Annotated in this window: 14 protein-coding genes; 9 read left to right on the top strand and 5 right to left on the bottom strand. The window is 59.2% G+C overall.

Going from position 1 to position 15,095, the window contains the following annotated elements; all coding sequences use genetic code 11:
* Nucleotides 1–69 precede the first annotated feature (69 nt).
* Nucleotides 70–1,314, top strand: a complete 1,245-nt coding sequence (locus ACP7B0_RS04910; RefSeq protein WP_426139811.1) for an AGE family epimerase/isomerase — start codon at nt 70–72, stop codon at nt 1,312–1,314.
* A gap of 44 nt (nt 1,315–1,358) precedes the next feature.
* Here ACP7B0_RS04910 and ACP7B0_RS04905 read toward each other — a convergent pair whose 3' ends face one another.
* Nucleotides 1,359–2,147 (bottom strand): exodeoxyribonuclease III, encoded by a 789-nt coding sequence (locus tag ACP7B0_RS04905; RefSeq protein ID WP_426139810.1) that lies wholly within the window; start codon nt 2,145–2,147, stop codon nt 1,359–1,361.
* A 242-nt stretch (nt 2,148–2,389) separates the two neighbouring features.
* Between ACP7B0_RS04905 and ACP7B0_RS04900 the strand changes: the two genes are divergently transcribed.
* On the top strand, nt 2,390–2,620 hold the full coding sequence (locus tag ACP7B0_RS04900; RefSeq protein ID WP_426139809.1) for a hypothetical protein: 231 nt from the start codon (nt 2,390–2,392) through the stop codon (nt 2,618–2,620).
* On the opposite strand, the gene ACP7B0_RS04895 is transcribed toward ACP7B0_RS04900, so the two are convergent.
* Nucleotides 2,606–3,118: a nucleoside 2-deoxyribosyltransferase gene (locus ACP7B0_RS04895; RefSeq protein WP_426139808.1), complete on the bottom strand. Its 513-nt coding sequence runs from the start codon at nt 3,116–3,118 to the stop codon at nt 2,606–2,608. The two genes, ACP7B0_RS04900 and ACP7B0_RS04895, sit on opposite strands and share 15 nt — an antisense overlap.
* A gap of 136 nt (nt 3,119–3,254) precedes the next feature.
* Here ACP7B0_RS04895 and ACP7B0_RS04890 point away from each other — a divergent pair, with 136 nt between their 5' ends.
* Nucleotides 3,255–4,997: a VRR-NUC domain-containing protein gene (locus ACP7B0_RS04890; protein ID WP_426140074.1), complete on the top strand. Its 1,743-nt coding sequence runs from the start codon at nt 3,255–3,257 to the stop codon at nt 4,995–4,997.
* A gap of 134 nt (nt 4,998–5,131) precedes the next feature.
* On the opposite strand, the gene ACP7B0_RS04885 is transcribed toward ACP7B0_RS04890, so the two are convergent.
* Nucleotides 5,132–5,443: a hypothetical protein gene (locus tag ACP7B0_RS04885; RefSeq protein WP_426139807.1), complete on the bottom strand. Its 312-nt coding sequence runs from the start codon at nt 5,441–5,443 to the stop codon at nt 5,132–5,134.
* Between the two features lie 546 nt (nt 5,444–5,989).
* On the opposite strand from ACP7B0_RS04885, the gene pstS reads away from it, so the two are divergent.
* The 4 genes from pstS (at nt 5,990) to pstB (ending at nt 9,748) form a co-directional block, all read left to right on the top strand.
* Nucleotides 5,990–7,009, top strand: a complete 1,020-nt coding sequence (gene pstS / locus ACP7B0_RS04880) for a phosphate ABC transporter substrate-binding protein PstS (RefSeq protein WP_426139806.1) — start codon at nt 5,990–5,992, stop codon at nt 7,007–7,009.
* 83 nt (nt 7,010–7,092) lie between these two features.
* Complete coding sequence (gene pstC, locus ACP7B0_RS04875; RefSeq protein ID WP_426139805.1) at nt 7,093–8,088, top strand: phosphate ABC transporter permease subunit PstC; 996 nt, start codon at nt 7,093–7,095, stop codon at nt 8,086–8,088.
* Entirely contained in the window at nt 8,085–8,969 is an 885-nt protein-coding gene (pstA, locus tag ACP7B0_RS04870; RefSeq protein ID WP_426139804.1) for a phosphate ABC transporter permease PstA, read from the top strand. Before pstC ends, pstA begins: the two co-directional genes overlap by 4 nt.
* Nucleotides 8,969–9,748, top strand: coding sequence for a phosphate ABC transporter ATP-binding protein PstB (pstB, locus tag ACP7B0_RS04865; RefSeq protein ID WP_426139803.1), 780 nt, complete (start codon nt 8,969–8,971; stop codon nt 9,746–9,748). The genes pstA and pstB overlap by 1 nt, the downstream gene beginning before the upstream one ends.
* Before the next feature lies 1 nt (nt 9,749).
* Here the strand turns inward: pstB and ACP7B0_RS04860 are convergent, their stop codons facing one another.
* Nucleotides 9,750–10,688 (bottom strand): LysR family transcriptional regulator, encoded by a 939-nt coding sequence (locus tag ACP7B0_RS04860; protein ID WP_426139802.1) that lies wholly within the window; start codon nt 10,686–10,688, stop codon nt 9,750–9,752.
* Nucleotides 10,689–10,869: 181 nt separating this feature from the next.
* Between ACP7B0_RS04860 and ACP7B0_RS04855 the strand changes: the two genes are divergently transcribed.
* Together ACP7B0_RS04855 and ACP7B0_RS04850 are read left to right on the top strand one after the other, a co-directional pair.
* On the top strand, nt 10,870–11,670 hold the full coding sequence (locus ACP7B0_RS04855) for a glucose 1-dehydrogenase (RefSeq protein WP_426139801.1): 801 nt from the start codon (nt 10,870–10,872) through the stop codon (nt 11,668–11,670).
* Nucleotides 11,663–13,489: a glycoside hydrolase family 15 protein gene (locus ACP7B0_RS04850; RefSeq protein ID WP_426139800.1), complete on the top strand. Its 1,827-nt coding sequence runs from the start codon at nt 11,663–11,665 to the stop codon at nt 13,487–13,489. Before ACP7B0_RS04855 ends, ACP7B0_RS04850 begins: the two co-directional genes overlap by 8 nt.
* 163 nt (nt 13,490–13,652) lie before the next feature.
* On the opposite strand, the gene ACP7B0_RS04845 is transcribed toward ACP7B0_RS04850, so the two are convergent.
* Complete coding sequence (locus tag ACP7B0_RS04845) at nt 13,653–15,086, bottom strand: protein O-mannosyl-transferase family (RefSeq protein ID WP_426139799.1); 1,434 nt, start codon at nt 15,084–15,086, stop codon at nt 13,653–13,655.
* Between the last annotated feature and the right edge of the window lie 9 nt (nt 15,087–15,095).

Genomic DNA, 15,095 nt, shown 5'->3' with positions numbered 1-15,095 from the left:
GGCCGGGCATGATTCGCCACGGTCGGTCATCCCGGCCTTGGGACTATCGACAGAGGCGAAACAGCTTCCATGGACAATAAAAATCACACCTTCAGCAGTTGGCTGCGCGCGCCGGCTCACCACCAATGGCTGGCTCGGGAAGGCGAACGCCTGCTGGGCTTCGCCAAAGCCTCGCGTCTGGCCCAGGGGTTCGGCAATCTGGATGAGCGCGGCGTCCTGCCTCGGGACGCAGGTGCTGAAACCATGAACACCGCCCGCATGACCCACAGTTTCGCCATGGCCCATGTGCGCGGCATCCCAGGTTGCGCCGCATTGGTGGATCACGGCATCGCGTCCCTTGCCGGTCCACTGCGGGACGCCGAACACGGTGGCTGGTTCAGTGGGCCTCTGGGTGAAAACGCCAGGACAGACAAACAAGCCTACCTGCACGCGTTTGTGGCCTTGGCGGCCAGCTCTGCGGTGGTGGCCGGGCGAGCAGGTGCCCATGAGCTGTTATCGGATGCGATCCAGGTCATCCAGCAGCGTTTCTGGAGCGAAGAAGAGGGCGCCATGCGCGAATCGTTCGCCCGGGACTGGAGCGGCGAAGAGCACTACCGTGGCGCCAACAGCAATATGCACAGCACCGAAGCATTCCTGGCGCTGGCCGATGTGACCGGCGATGCGCAATGGCTGGATCGCGCGCTGCGGATCGTCGAGCGAGTGATTCACGGCCACGCCGCAGCCAATGATTTTCAAGTGGTCGAGCATTTCAGTCCGGGCTGGGTGCCCTGGCCCGATTACAACCAGGACAATCCCGCCGACGGTTTTCGTCCGTTTGGCACCACGCCCGGCCACGCCTTCGAATGGGCACGACTGGTGCTGCATCTGGAAGCCGCGCGGCAACGGGCTCACTTGCCGACGCCGACCTGGTTATTGGCGGATGCGAAGCAGTTGTTTGCCAATGCCTGCCGAAATGCCTGGGACGTGGATGGCTTGCCAGGGATTGTCTACACCCTGGACTGGCAGAACCGCCCGGTGGTGCGCCATCGTCTGCATTGGGTGCATTGCGAAGCGGCCGCTGCGGCGGCGGCCTTGTTGCAGCGCACCGACGAAGCGCAGTACGAAGTCTGGTATCGCCGCTTCTGGGAATTCAACGAGACCCGGTTCATGGATCTTCAACACGGTAGCTGGCATCACGAACTCAACCCGCAAAACCAGCCCAGTGCCGATATCTGGGCCGGCAAGCCGGACCTGTACCACGCTTATCAGGCCACGGTTCTCCCCCTGCTGCCGTTGGCTCCAAGCCTGGCTACAGGTTTGGCGGCAATGGGCTGACCCACGCCGGTTCTGGCGGCGTTGGTTTCAAAGCGGGGGGATGTTCAATCGCCCATGTCCAGCTCCACCCAGGTGGGCGCGTGGTCGCTGGCGTGGGGCAGGTCTCTGGGCCAACGGTCGACGCCCGCATCCGTCATGCGCGCTGTGGTTTCGGCGTTGAGCAGCAGGTGATCGATTCTTAGCCCGGAGTTGGTCTTCCAGTGGTTACGGAAATAGTCCCAGAACGTGTAGATGCGCTCATCCGGGTAGCGGGCGCGCAGGGCATCTGTCCAGCCCTGGGCCAACAGCCGCTGAAAGCATTCGCGGCTCTGGGGTTGCAGCAGCGCATCCTTGAGCCAGGAACGCGTGTTGTAAATGTCATCATCCGTCGGCACGACGTTGTAGTCGCCGGCCAGCACCACCGGATGACCGCTTTCGTACAGGGCGGCGGCATGTTCGATCAGTTTTTCGAACCACGCCAGCTTGTACTCGAACTTTGGCCCCGGCTGTGGGTTGCCATTGGGCAGGTACAGGCAACCGACAATCACCCCGTGGGCGGCGGCTTCCAGATAGCGACTGTGGCTGTCTTTTTCGTTCCCCGGCAGGCCGCGCCGGATCTCCAGAGGCTCCATGCCCTTGGCGAGGATGGCCACACCGTTCCAGGAAGATTGCCCTTGCCAGATAGCTCCGTAGCCGGCATCGCGAATATCCCCGATGGGAAAAGCCAGGTCAGCGGCCTTGAGCTCCTGCAGGCACACCACGTCCGGGGCTTCGCGTTCCAGCCATTCCAGCAGGATCGGCAAGCGCGCACGGATGCCATTGATGTTGAAGGTCGCGATCTTGAGCGGGTCCACGGGGCGTTCCTCTCTCGTGCAGCAGTGGGTACGTTATTTGAGAGGTTCAGTGACAAGAGATTCAATGCGTTGGGTGCCATTTAGAGGCAATGCAGGTTTTTGTCCAGCGGCAGGCGCCTCATGAATTTTTGAACGGGGTGTGAATCCGGTGGCTCCCTTTTTTCTCCCGCTGGGTTAGCCTGTGGCTCATACAGGCGTAACTGACACGCCCGATTGAGGACCGCGATCAGGAGCAAACCACGATGCAAACTGACTTTAATCCGCTGAACCCTGGAGCATTGCTGCCGCTTTTCGCCCACACGGACCATCATTTCGGCGGCGATCAGTCGCCCCTCAATGACGCCGACGCCGACGAAGATACCGACCCGGAAGGCTATCTGGATCTGGATGTGCTGGGGCTGGATGAGTTCAGCGACTCGGACAAGCTGGACCCGATCTTTGGCAACGACGTGGGTTCTTCATCGTTGAACTGATGCCAGATACAGGGACAGCGCCTCGACGCCCAGTTCCACCGTTGAACTGGCTCCGGCCCAGGTACACGCCATCATCAGATTGCGCGGCAGGCCGAAATCCTCCACCACATAACCCTGGGCATCGCAGCCGTTGCCATCATGGGGAACCAGATCCCGCAAGGATGCCACCGGCTCGAAATACGCCCAGACCGGCTTGTTCAACGCTACCGCCATGCCCACTTCGAAGGCGGTACCTGAATCGGGTTCCAGGCCACGAAACACATTCAGGTTGGCCAGCACGGCCGAGCAGCGCTGGATCATGGCGATATTCATCGTGCAGATCACACTTGCGGTGTCCTGAGGGGACAGTTGCGGGGCGACTTCGTTGTCGAACGGGTACAGACCTTCCAGACCATGGGCGCTGCAGAGTGCTTTGAGGTAATTACCGCGTTCGATGGCGTCCTGGCGGAACACGTCAAAGCCAGCGAGATAGATCAGCGGGGCAGTGTGGATGTGCATGTCGTTCTCCAAAAAACAGGCGCTTCGAGGGATTCTATACCCTGCGCGGGTGAAGCCTGACCGTGGCAAGGGCGCTGTACCCCTGCCACTGATCCGACCGCCGGTTCTGATACTGGAATCTGTACGGATAACCAGTATCCTTAGACTCTCTTTCCCCTGCGTGAACCTGGCCGTGCGTACGTCTGATCTGGAAAACCCGTTCTACTACCTCGATAACTTCCGTCAGGTTCTGGCCTGGATCAGCCAGCGCTATGACGATTTGCTCGATGAGCAGGAGCGGCAGTTCATTACGACCTTCCACGCGTTGCCACAGCCAGCCCAAGGCTTGCTGGTGCGTATGGTCATGCGCAAGGGCACGTTGTTCCGGGCCAGCAAGCTCGACTACGAAGAAATCGGCGATACCCACTTGGCGGCCACGCCGTTGTTCGCGGCAGGCTGGGTCGATCCTCGGCCGACGCTGAGTCTCGAACAGCTCTTCACCCTTTTGCGCAAACCGGAATTGAACCTGTGTTTCAAGGCCCATGGCATGAAGGGCACCGAACGTAAAGCCGAGCTGCTCGCGCGTCTACAGCCATTGCATGAGTCGACCCTGACATTGGATGAATGGTTCGCGGGTCTGGACGACAAAGCGTTCCAGCTGACGGTCATGCCGGTGTGTGATCGCCTGCGTCTGTTGTATTTCGGCAACTTGTACCAGGAGTGGTCGGAGTTCGTCCTGGCCGACCTGGGCATCTACCGCTACGAGAAAGTCGAGTTTTCCACGCACTCTCGAGGCATCACCGAGCGCGTGGACATCGACACCTGTGTGGCGCTGCACGATTGTCGTCAGGCTCTGGATGAAGCGTCGGCGCTTGCAGCGCTCACGGAGCTGGCGTTATCGGCCATCGCCATCACTACCGCCAACCCATGGTTGAACATGCGTCGCGGCAAGTTGTTGTTTCAGATCGGGCAGCAGGCAGAGCGGATGCAGGATTGGCCGCTGGCGTTGAGGGTGTATGAGCAGAGCCGGTATCCGGGCGCACGATCCCGGCGGATTCGTGTGCTGGAGCGCAGCGGCGACTACTCCCGGGCCATGACCTTGCTCGAACAGGCCCAGGCGAGCCCGGAAAACGACGCCGAGAAACAGCATCTGCTGCGCATCCTCCCGCGCCTGCAACGCAAGCTCAGTGTGGCCGTGAAGGGACGACGGATGGTGCGTAAGGTGCCGCGGCTGGACCTGTGCCTTGCACCGTCTCCGATCATGCGGGTCGAGCAACTGATCCAGCGGCATCTGGAAGAGGAGGGGGGGCCCGTGTATTACGTGGAAAACACCCTGATCAATTCGCTGTTCGGCCTGCTGTGCTGGCCTGCGATTTTTGCGCCATTGCCGGGGGCATTCTTCCATCCGTTCCACAGTGGACCTGCCGATCTTCACAGCCCTGATTTTTATCAACGCCGCGCTGCCCTGTTCGATGCCTGTCTATCGCAACTGGACAGTGACGCGTGGCAGGCCACTATTCGCGAACATTACCTGAGCAAGTTCGGTCTGCAATCGCCGTTCGTGTTCTGGGGTGCGCTGACCCCGCAACTGTTGGATCAGGCATTGCTGTGCCTGCCGGTGGAGCACCTGCGCCATTGGTTTCGGCGGCTGTTGCTGGACATCAAGGCCAACCGCACCGGCATGCCCGACCTGATCCAGTTTTTCCCGGCGCAGCAGCGTTACCGAATGATCGAAGTCAAAGGCCCTGGCGACCGCTTACAGGACAACCAGTTACGCTGGCTGGATTTCTGCGCTGAGCATGGCATGCCAGTCGTGGTGTGTTACGTGCAGTGGGAGCTGGCCCAGGTCGAGGACTGCGGCAGAAGTGACCTTGAGGTTGCGACCGCGCAGTATCAATGACACTGCGCAATCGCCGGATTTACCTCGGCGTCAAGGCCGCGGAATCGAGCCGTCCACAATCGCCCGGAAGTCATTCAGGTCAGCCTCGGCCTGACGGGCGTTCCCTCGGCGCCAGGTGGAGTGCGGCAGTTACGTTATTTTCCGTCGCCAGAACCGCCGCCCTCACCACCGCCGCCACTGCCGCCCATGCCTTGTTCGTTACTCATGCCGCCGCCGTTCCCCGTGTCGCCGTCCATGCTTTTCTGGCCGGGCTCATGATCCATACCCTTCACGCCTGGGCTGGTGCCTTTGGCTCCGGGGCTGGTGCCGTCGGTGTTTTTATTGAGGGGGACTTTCGGAGCGTTGTCCTCGGGATCGGTCGGCCCTGTGGAACCCGCCATTGCAGTGCCGGCAATAGTCGTCAGCAATCCGGACAAGGCGAGGGCTGTCAGTCTTTTCTTGAGCATGATGCGAGTCTCCATTGTTATTGGGGCTGTGCATTGGTTTAGGTGCTCAACCCGTCATGGAGGTGCCGCTACGTCCGACCGGCGGCAGGCTCTCGATCGCATGCGCTCAACATCTCTCGGGGAGGCAAGAAGGGCCTATGTGTTGATTGCCTGTTACCTTTTGTTAATACCACCCCTCAATAGTCAGATTGCGATAGGACCCCCAAAACCGCGTCAAGCGTAAAGCGTAATCAGACAGAGGGGGGCTGACCCGGTTCGTGGTGCCTTATTACAGCAGGTGTCCAAGGGAGAAACCTGCTCGATGATGTCGTTAGGCCGCTATTGCGTTTCGACGGGTGCCGATCGTCAGGAACGCAGAAAAACCCCTGAATTCATTGGGCTAAACCCAGGGGTCGAGGAGTTTTACGTGTAGGAAATCACCTACAAAAATCGCTGAAAAAGACACAACTCGACTGATTGTCATGAAACCGCAACATTGTAAGGATTAAATCCGCTTCGGGCCTCCCCATGGAAGGACCACCAAAATTCTCTTGTTGAGGTATTGCCGTGATACTGCTGACTAAAAAACGCTTGTCGCTTCTGATCGCTTCGCTGTGCCTGAGCGGTGTGGCCCATGCGACTGACGTAACGGGCGCTGGTTCGAGTTTCGTTTTTCCGGTTATCTCCAAGTGGTCCCAGGACTACAGCAAATCCGCTGACAACCGTATCAACTACCAGTCCATCGGTTCGGGTGGCGGTATCGCTCAGATCAAGGCAGCGACTGTTGACTTCGGCGCATCCGATGCCCCGATGTCTGCAGAAGACCTGGCTGCAGGCGGCCTGGGTCAATTCCCAAGCGTGATCGGCGGTATCGTGCCAATCGTCAACGTTGAAGGCGTGGAAAGCGGCGAGCTGAAGCTGGACGGCCCAACCATCGCCAAGATATTCATGGGCGACATCAAGAAGTGGAACGATCCAGCTATTGCTGAATTGAACTCCGGCGTGAAGCTGCCAGATTCTCTGATCACCGTTGTTCACCGTTCGGATGGTTCGGGTACCACTTACAACTTCACCAACTACCTGAGCAAAGTCAGCCCGGAGTGGAACGAGAAGTTGAAGTTTGGTTCGACAGTGGTTTGGCCAGCCGGTGTGGGTGGCAAGGGTAACGAAGGTGTTTCTGCCTACGTGAAACAGATCAAGGGTTCGATCGGTTACGTCGAGTATTCCTACGCTGTTACCAACAAACTGTCCTACACCCAGCTGAAAAACGCTGCCGGCAAGTTCATCAAGCCTGACGCCAAGGCGTTCGCTGCAGCTGCGGACACAGCCGATTGGGCAAGCGCCAAAGACTTCAACCTGATCATGACCAACGCTCCAGGTGAGGCTGCATGGCCAATCACTGCCACCACTTGGATCATCATGTACAAAAAAGCCAAGAACGAAGAGAAAAGCGCTGCTGCTTTCGACTTCTTCAAATGGTCGCTGGAAAACGGTCAGAAACAAGCCGAGTCGCTGGACTATGTGGCTCTGCCAAAGTCGCTGGTTGATCGCGTAGAAGGCTACTGGAAAACGGAATTCACCAAGTAAGTGATTCAAGCCCGTACCACCCCCGTCATTTAGCCGCGATATCGGCCCGATGACGGGGGCATTTCCTTGCGAGTGGACCCAACATGACTGAAAACACCCAATACCTGTCCGCTAACGTCACCGAAGTTGAATCCGAGGGCGAGAAGCGCGCCAAGCGGGATCACCGCCATGACTTGTGGTTCAAGCGGTCGTTACAAGCAGCTGCCATGCTGGTGCTTGCAATGCTGGGTTGTATTGCCCTGTCGACCCTCTGGGGGGGCAGTCTGGCATTTCAAACCTTCGGGTTTGAATTTTTGACCAGTACCGAATGGGACGTGAACGCCGGCAAGTTCGGCGCGCTGGTTCCGATCTACGGCACACTGGTGACATCATTTCTGGCTTTGCTGATCGCCGTTCCGGTGAGTTTCGGCATTGCCATCTTCCTGACCGAAGTTGCACCGCCGTGGTTGCGGATGCCTATTGCCTCGGCCATCGAACTGTTAGCAGGGATTCCTTCGATCATTTATGGCATGTGGGGCCTGTTCGTATTCGGTCCGTTCATGGCTGAACACCTTTCGCCCTGGATCACCGAAAATCTCGGCGCGCTGCCGTTGATTGGCCCTATGTTCCAGGGGCCGCCTCTGGGGATCGGCATGTTGACCGCAGGTATCGTGCTGGCGATCATGATTACGCCGTTCATTACCTCCGTGATGCAAGAAGTGTTTCGCACCGTGCCCGTCGCCTTGAAAGAGTCGGCTTATGCCTTGGGCGGTACGACCTGGGAAGTGGTGTGGGACATCGTTCTGCCGTACACACGTTCAGCGGTAGTTGGCGGTGTGTTCCTCGGTCTGGGTCGCGCGTTGGGTGAAACCATGGCGGTGACCTTCGTATTGGGTAACGCCCACCAGTTCTCTGCTTCGCTGATGATGCCGAGCAGCTCTATCGCTTCGGTGATCGCCAACGAGTTCAACGAGGCTTACACCGACTTGCACCGTTCGGCCCTGATCGCCCTTGGCTTCCTGTTGTTTGTCGTCACCTTCATCGTGCTCGCTTTGGCACGTCTGATGTTGTCTCGTCTGTCACGCAAGGAGGGGTTATGAGTAAGGACATGGCAGCCAGCGAGCGCATTTACCGTTCCCGTAGCTTCAAGAACAAAATCGCCATGGTGCTCAGCTGCGGCGCCACGGCATTTGGTCTGTTGTGGCTGGTCTGGATTCTGCTGACCACCATCATCAAGGGCATCGATGCGCTGAACCTTCAGCTGTTCACTGGCATGACGCCGCCGCCTGGTACCGAAGGCGGCCTGGCGAACGCGTTCTACGGCAGTGTCTTGATGTCTGGTATCGGCCTGCTGATCGGGACACCCATCGGCTTGATGGCCGGTATCTGGCTCGCCGAATTTGCACGCTATACCAAGCTCGGCAATGCGGTGCGTTTCATCAACGACATTCTATTGTCGGCGCCGTCCATCGTGCTGGGCCTGTTCGTCTACACCGTGGTCGTGCTGCCGCTTAACGCTATTACCAATCATCAGGTTGGCTTCTCGGCACTTGCCGGTGCCCTGGCCCTGGCGTTGCTGGTGATTCCGGTGGTAGTGCGAACGACCGATGAAATGATGCAACTGCAGCCGTCGACCATGCGTGAAGCCGCCCTTGCATTGGGTGTTCCGCAATGGAAGCTGACCTTGCAGATCGTGCTGCGTGCCGCCAAAGCGGGCGTGGTCACCGGCATCCTGCTGGCGCTGGCGCGTATCACCGGCGAAACCGCACCGTTGCTGTTCACCGCCTTCGGCAACCAGTTCTGGAGCAGCGATCTGCTCAAGCCGATCGCCAGTGTTCCAGTGGTGGTCTTCCAGTACGCCATGAGCCCGTTCGACGACTGGCACTCTCTGGCCTGGGCAGGTGCTCTCGTCATGACCTTGTTCGTGCTGTTCCTCAGTCTTGCTTCCCGCTTAATTCTTTTGCGCAATAGGGCGTCATGATGAATAACCTTTCCCTTGCCAATGAAAAAACCAAGATTCAAGTCCGTGGTCTGGAGTTTTTCTACGGCGGCCAGAAATCCCTGAAATCCATCGACATGGTGATCCCGGAAAAACGCATCACGGCGATCATCGGTCCTTCGGGTTGCGGTAAATCGACATTGCTGCGGGTTTTCAACCGTATTTACGCGATGTACCCAAAGCAGGAAGCCAAGGGTGAAGTGCTGCTCAATGGCGAAAACATTCTGGCGCCTGGCTACTCCATGAACCGCCTGCGCAGTCACGTCGGCATGGTGTTCCAGAAGCCGGTGCCGTTCCCGATGTCGATCTACGACAATATTTCGTACGCCATCAAGCACCACGAGAAGCTGTCGCGACGTGAAATGGAAGAGCGCGTCGAGCAGGCTTTGCGCGGCGCGGCGTTGTGGGACGAAGTCAAAGACAAGCTCAAACAAAGCGCTACCGGCCTGTCCGGCGGTCAGCAACAGCGTCTGTGCATCGCGCGCACCATCGCGCTGCGCCCACAAGTGTTGTTGCTCGATGAGCCGACGTCAGCCCTCGATCCGATCTCCACCGGTCGTATCGAGCAGCTGATTACGGAGCTCAAGGAGCAGTTCACCGTGATCATCGTGACCCACAACATGCAACAGGCTGCACGATGCTCGGACTACACCGCGTTCATGTTCATGGGTGAACTGATCGAGCACGGCGACACCGACACGATCTTCACCAAGCCCACCAAGAGCCAGACCGAAGACTATATCACCGGTCGCTTCGGCTGATTCAGGCCTGACTCACTGATTGGGCGGGTGCCACGGCGGCCTCGCCCATGAAGTCCTCCAGCCGCCGACGCAGCCAGCGTTCGGCCGGATCCGTGTCCATTACGCTGAGCCAGACCATGGAAAGGTCCAGGGTCGGGGTAATGAACGGCAGCGGTTCATCCTGTACCAATCCCAACACACTCATCGCACTGGCGGTGTAAGTCGGCATATTCGACAGCAGGTCCGTGCCTGCCATCAAGGCCGGCAATGTGCTGTATTGCGGAACCGACAGCACCACATGCCGCTTGCGTCCCAGGGCGCTGAGCCATTCATCGGCGAAACTGCTGATGTTGGCGACGTGGGATACCACCACATGGGGACGCGAGCAATATTCATCCAGGGTCAACGGTGCGCTGGACTTGTCCGCTCGTATCACCCTGGGCTGGATGCTGCGCAGCAGTTTGCGCTTGGCATTGGCCGGCAGTTCCCGGGTCAGGCAGACGCCAGCGGTAATGTCGCCGGAGATCAGCAGGTCGGAAATGTTCCAGTAGTCCACGTGCTTGACGACGATGACCACGCCGGGCGCTTCCTGGCGGATGGCCCGCAGCATGGCGGGCAGCAAACCGAACTCCACGTCGTCAGACAGGCCGATGCGAAACGTCATCTTGCTGCTGGCCGGGTCAAAATCATGACTCAGGCTCAGGGCCGTGGACATGGCGTCCAGGGCCGGTGACAAGTGCAGGATGATTTCCTGAGCCCGGGCAGTAGGCTCCATGCGGTGGCCGACGCGAATGAACAGTGGGTCGTTGAACAGGGCGCGTAGTCGATTAAGGGCTGCGCTGATGGTCGGCTGGCCGAGGAACAGCTTTTCGGCGGCACGCGTCACATTGCGCTCTTGCATCAACGTCTCGAACACCACCATCAGGTTAATGTCGGCCTTGCGCAGTTGGTTTCGGTTCATTCAGGTAGCGATCCGGGTAGCGTATGAGCTCGGTGCGGGCAAGCTAACAGGTGGGAGCTGCGAGCTTCAAGCACCAGGCCAAAAGTGAGCCGTTCTTGCGGCGTGACTCGTGAAGCGGCAGTGAACTTCCCGCTCGGCTGGCCGGTCAGCTTTTACAGGCTGATCACGAGGTTCGATATCCATGCATATTTCATTGCACAAGCAGGTTGCTCTGGTGACTGGCGGCAGTTCAGGTCTCGGGGCAGCGGCCGCCCAGGCACTCGCGGCGGCGGGTGCTGCCGTGGTGATCAACTACCACTCCCAGCCTGAACCGGCGCAAGCGTTAGCGGCGCAGATCATTGCCCAGGGCGGCCAGGCGGTCGCCCTGGGTGCCGATGTTTCCCGGGAAGATCAGGTTGAACGACTGTTCGCCCAGACGCTAGAGCACTTTGGTCGGCTGGACATTCTGATAGCCAATTCAGGGCTGCAAAAAGACGCAGCCACGGTCGACATGAGCCTGGCCGACTGGAACAAGGTGGTTGACGTCAACCTGACCGGCCAGTTTCTCTGCGCCCGCAGTGCTCTGCGTCAGTTCGTCGCCCAAGGCATGCACCCCGATATTTCCCGGGCCATGGGCAAGATCATTCACATGAGCTCAGTGCATCAGCTGATTCCCTGGGCCGGTCACGCCAACTACGCAGCCTCCAAAGGTGGCGTCGATCTGTTGATGCGCAGCATCGCCCAGGAAGTCGGCGAGCAGAAAATCCGCGTCAACAGCATCGCCCCCGGTGCGATTCGTACCGCAATCAATGCGGATACAACCTCCGGAGACGCCGAAGACAAACTGTTGCAGTTGATCCCCTACGGTCGTGTGGGAGAAGCGGACGACGTTGCCAATGCGGTGGTATGGCTGGCCTCGGACCTTGCCGATTACGTGCATGGCACCACGTTGTTCATCGATGGCGGCATGAGTCTTTATCCGGGATTCCGCGACAATGGCTGAGTATCTGGAAGAGGCACAAAACCCCATTGAAAACCACGGCATCATCGGTGATATGCGCAGCGCTGCATTGGTGGCCGACACGGGCAGTATCGATTTTTTCTGCTGGCCGGATTTCGACAGCCCTTCGGTGTTTACAGCGCTGCTCGATAGCAACGAGGCGGGCATCTTCCAGTTGGCGCCGGACTTGCCCGATGCGCGCCGCCAGCAGATTTACCTGCCGGACACCAATGTCCTGCAGACCCGCTGGATCGCCAGGGATGCGGTTGTCGAAGTGACCGATCTGATGCCCATCGGGCGTTCCGAGGACGACTTGCCTCGCGTGGTGCGGCGCATCGAGGTGCGCTACGGCGCGGCGACACTGCGCATGCGTTGCCGCGTGCGTCTGGATTACAGCCGCGCCGACATGCGCGTGCGCAAGGACGGCGAAGATGTGTGTTTTGAGGCCGAAGGCCAACCGGGCATGCGTCTTTCATCGACTGCGCCGCTGCGTCTGGATAAGCAGACCGCGGTCGCTGAGTTCGCCATGAAGCAAGGGGATATCTTCGAGTTTGTGCTGGGCGGTCTCGATGACCCGCAAGTGAGCGCAGGGCAATGCCCCCGTTATCTGGATGAAACGCTGTCCTTCTGGCGACGCTGGAGCAAACAGTCCGAATACCGTGGCCGCTGGCAGGAGATGGTCAACCGTTCGGCGCTGGCCCTCAAGTTGCTCACGTCACGCAAGCATGGCGGCATCGTCGCAGCGGCAACGTTCGGCCTGCCGGAAACCCTGGGTGGCGAGCGTAACTGGGATTATCGCTACACCTGGATTCGTGACGCCTCGTTCACGGTCTACGCCTTCATGCGCCTGGGTTATTCGGATGAAGCCAACGCGTTCATGGGTTGGGTTCGCGATCGGATGGGCGATTGCTGTGATGATTCCACCACGCTGGGCATTCTGTATGGCCTCGATGGTCGCGAGCATTTGCCTGAAGAAACCCTGACGCATCTTGGCGGCTACGGCGGCGCGACCCCCGTGCGCATCGGCAATGAGGCGTACAAACAGACCCAGCTGGATATTTATGGCGAGCTGATGGACGCCGTTTACCTGGCCAACAAATATGGCAATGCGATTTCCTATGAAGGCTGGCAACACGCGACCCGGCTGGTGGATTACGTTTGTGAACACTGGCGCAGTAAAGACGTGGGCATCTGGGAAATGCGCGGCGAGGATCAGCATTTTCTGCACTCGCGACTGATGTGCTGGGTGGCGCTGGATCGCGCTCTGCGCCTGGCGTTCAAGCGCTCGTTGCCTGCCCCCTTTGAACGCTGGGACAAGGCCCGACAGGCGATTCATGACGACATATGGGAAAGTTTCTGGAACGCTGACCTTGGCCATTTTGTGCAGCACAAAGGCAGTCGTAATCTGGACGCCTCGATGCTGTTGATGCCCTTGGTGCGTTTTGTGGGGGCCAGCGATCCTCGTTGGCTGGCAACGCTGGACGCCATCGAAGCCACACTGGTGCGCGACGGCATGGTCTATCGCTACCGCAATGATGACGACCATGACGATGGACTGGCCGGGGAGGAGGGCGCGTTCACGGCGTGTTCATTCTGGTACGTGGAATGCCTGGCTCGGGCCGGCCGGGTCGAACAGGCACATCTGGAGTTCGAACAGCTGCTGCGCTATGCCAATCCGCTAGGGCTTTACGCCGAGGAGCTCGATGTTCACGGCCATCATCTGGGCAACACGCCCCAGGCCTTGAGTCATCTGGCGTTGATCAGTGCGGCGAGTTTTCTGGACCGCAAGCTCAATGGCGAGAAGACGCTCTGGCAGCCATAGCCTGACCCGAGCGGTTAGCGATGACCCTGAACATCGGGCCGGGTTCTGGACGTTAAAGAGGTGTGCGCCGGTCGGGACAGCCCCATGTGTAATCGCTGCCTTATGCGTTTCTTTCCGTTTGATCCGACAGTGCCCGACCGGCGTCCATGCCCGTCGTATTGCGTTACTTGCCATGCAGCGCGTAGCCCACCGCTGAACTCTCCAGAGCGTATTTGTCCCCGATCATGCCGCAGTAGCTGGTCCGGGCCAGGAAGGCGCCGCTCCCTTCGAGATAGACACTGATATCCGCAACCTCATCGCACATTTCCAGGGTCCGACCCTGCAACGCGCCGATCGCCTGGGCCGAGCGCAGCGCGCCCATGGGCGTCCAGTCGGCGATGATCAGCGCGCCTTCGGGCACTGTCTGCTCATAGGTGCGAGCGAATTGCTCCGCCGAATGGTCTGGCAGGTAAGGGGCCATGAAGTAGTGAATGTCGTTGCGAAACGGCAACGGTTCTTTATGGGTGGGCAAGCTCAGCACCCCGGTGGCATACAGGGAGTACGCCAGCAATATCAGCATCGGTGAGGCCACCACGGACAGGTTGGTCAAGGCTTTGCCTGTCAGATTTTCAGGCAGCAAGGCCTGCAGCTTGATGACGCCGATGATGCTCAGCATCGCCACGCCCGGCAGGAAAAACGTGAACCGATCCGTGACGTTGTAGGAGACAGCGAACACGAAGTTAAGGGTGGCCGCGCACCACAGCAGGCGCAACCGGTTGTCTTTGGGGAACAGCAGCAGCCCCAGCAATTGCGGGCCGATCAGGGAGAGCAGCACGATGATGACCGAGTTCTTTTCATGCCACATGTCGTCAAAGCGCAGCAGGCTGCCTTCCCAGTTGGGCTGGTCGCTCTTGACCGCGCTGCCGGTCAGGTAACGATGGAACACTTCGATGATGTTCATTCCGCCTTGAAGGTCGTGGGCCACCGCTGGCCACGCCACCGCGAACCCCGCCGCGAAGCCGGGAACAGTGATCAAAATCCGGGTTTTGTGCTGGTACAGCAGTTGGATGTACAGCGGCAGCAGCACGACGAACGTCAACTGATGGATGGCCGCGCCGAGCCCGGTCAGGGTGCCAATGATGAACAGTTTGCTGAAGTCGCCCAATGAAGACCTTCGGTCGAGCTGTACCCAGTAGGCCATCAGCACCAGCAGCGAGTGCAGGATGTACACCTCGACTTTGGTCGACACCCAGAACACCGAATGCGACAGAATCGTCGCGGTGGCGGCCAGCAGTGCCTGACGCGCACTGGCGCCGACGCTAAGGCCTAATCTGTAAATGACCCAGGCTAGCGGAATCAACAGGATCGAGTTGAGCAGGCTCAGGATCAACGGGCCGAACAGGTCAAACGTCCCGGTGCTGACAAAGTGGTACAGCGGATGATCCAGCGGGCCCAGTGACTCGCTGAAATAGTGGCCAAGCGAGGCATCGGCCATGAACACGCCATTGTCCATCCACTGGATCGGCCCGCTGGACGCCAGGAAGCTGGCGAAGATGGCTGCGCAGAGCAGCAAAAAGGGAATTCTGATGGACGATTGACTGCCGTTTCCTGTGGCCATGGCGCTATT

The organism is Pseudomonas sp. DWP3-1-2, from assembly GCF_049896285.1.
Taxonomy (GTDB): Bacteria; Pseudomonadota; Gammaproteobacteria; order Pseudomonadales; family Pseudomonadaceae; genus Aquipseudomonas.
This window is presented reverse-complemented; position numbering and strand designations above follow the sequence as displayed.

Bases quoted from the DNA above. Each gene is read 5' to 3' on its own strand.
- pstA (WP_426139804.1), top strand. From the start codon at position 8,085: ATGAGTAAGGACATGGCAGCCAGCGAGCGCATTTACCGTTCCCGTAGC.
- ACP7B0_RS04910 (WP_426139811.1), top strand. From the start codon at position 70: ATGGACAATAAAAATCACACCTTCAGCAGTTGGCTGCGCGCGCCGGCT.
- pstB (WP_426139803.1), top strand. From the start codon at position 8,969: ATGAATAACCTTTCCCTTGCCAATGAAAAAACCAAGATTCAAGTCCGT.
- ACP7B0_RS04855 (WP_426139801.1), top strand. From the start codon at position 10,870: ATGCATATTTCATTGCACAAGCAGGTTGCTCTGGTGACTGGCGGCAGT.
- pstC (WP_426139805.1), top strand. From the start codon at position 7,093: ATGACTGAAAACACCCAATACCTGTCCGCTAACGTCACCGAAGTTGAA.
- ACP7B0_RS04895 (WP_426139808.1), bottom strand. From the start codon at position 3,118: ATGCACATCCACACTGCCCCGCTGATCTATCTCGCTGGCTTTGACGTG.
- ACP7B0_RS04850 (WP_426139800.1), top strand. From the start codon at position 11,663: ATGGCTGAGTATCTGGAAGAGGCACAAAACCCCATTGAAAACCACGGC.
- ACP7B0_RS04845 (WP_426139799.1), bottom strand. From the start codon at position 15,086: ATGGCCACAGGAAACGGCAGTCAATCGTCCATCAGAATTCCCTTTTTG.
- ACP7B0_RS04900 (WP_426139809.1), top strand. From the start codon at position 2,390: ATGCAAACTGACTTTAATCCGCTGAACCCTGGAGCATTGCTGCCGCTT.
- ACP7B0_RS04860 (WP_426139802.1), bottom strand. From the start codon at position 10,688: ATGAACCGAAACCAACTGCGCAAGGCCGACATTAACCTGATGGTGGTG.
- ACP7B0_RS04885 (WP_426139807.1), bottom strand. From the start codon at position 5,443: ATGCTCAAGAAAAGACTGACAGCCCTCGCCTTGTCCGGATTGCTGACG.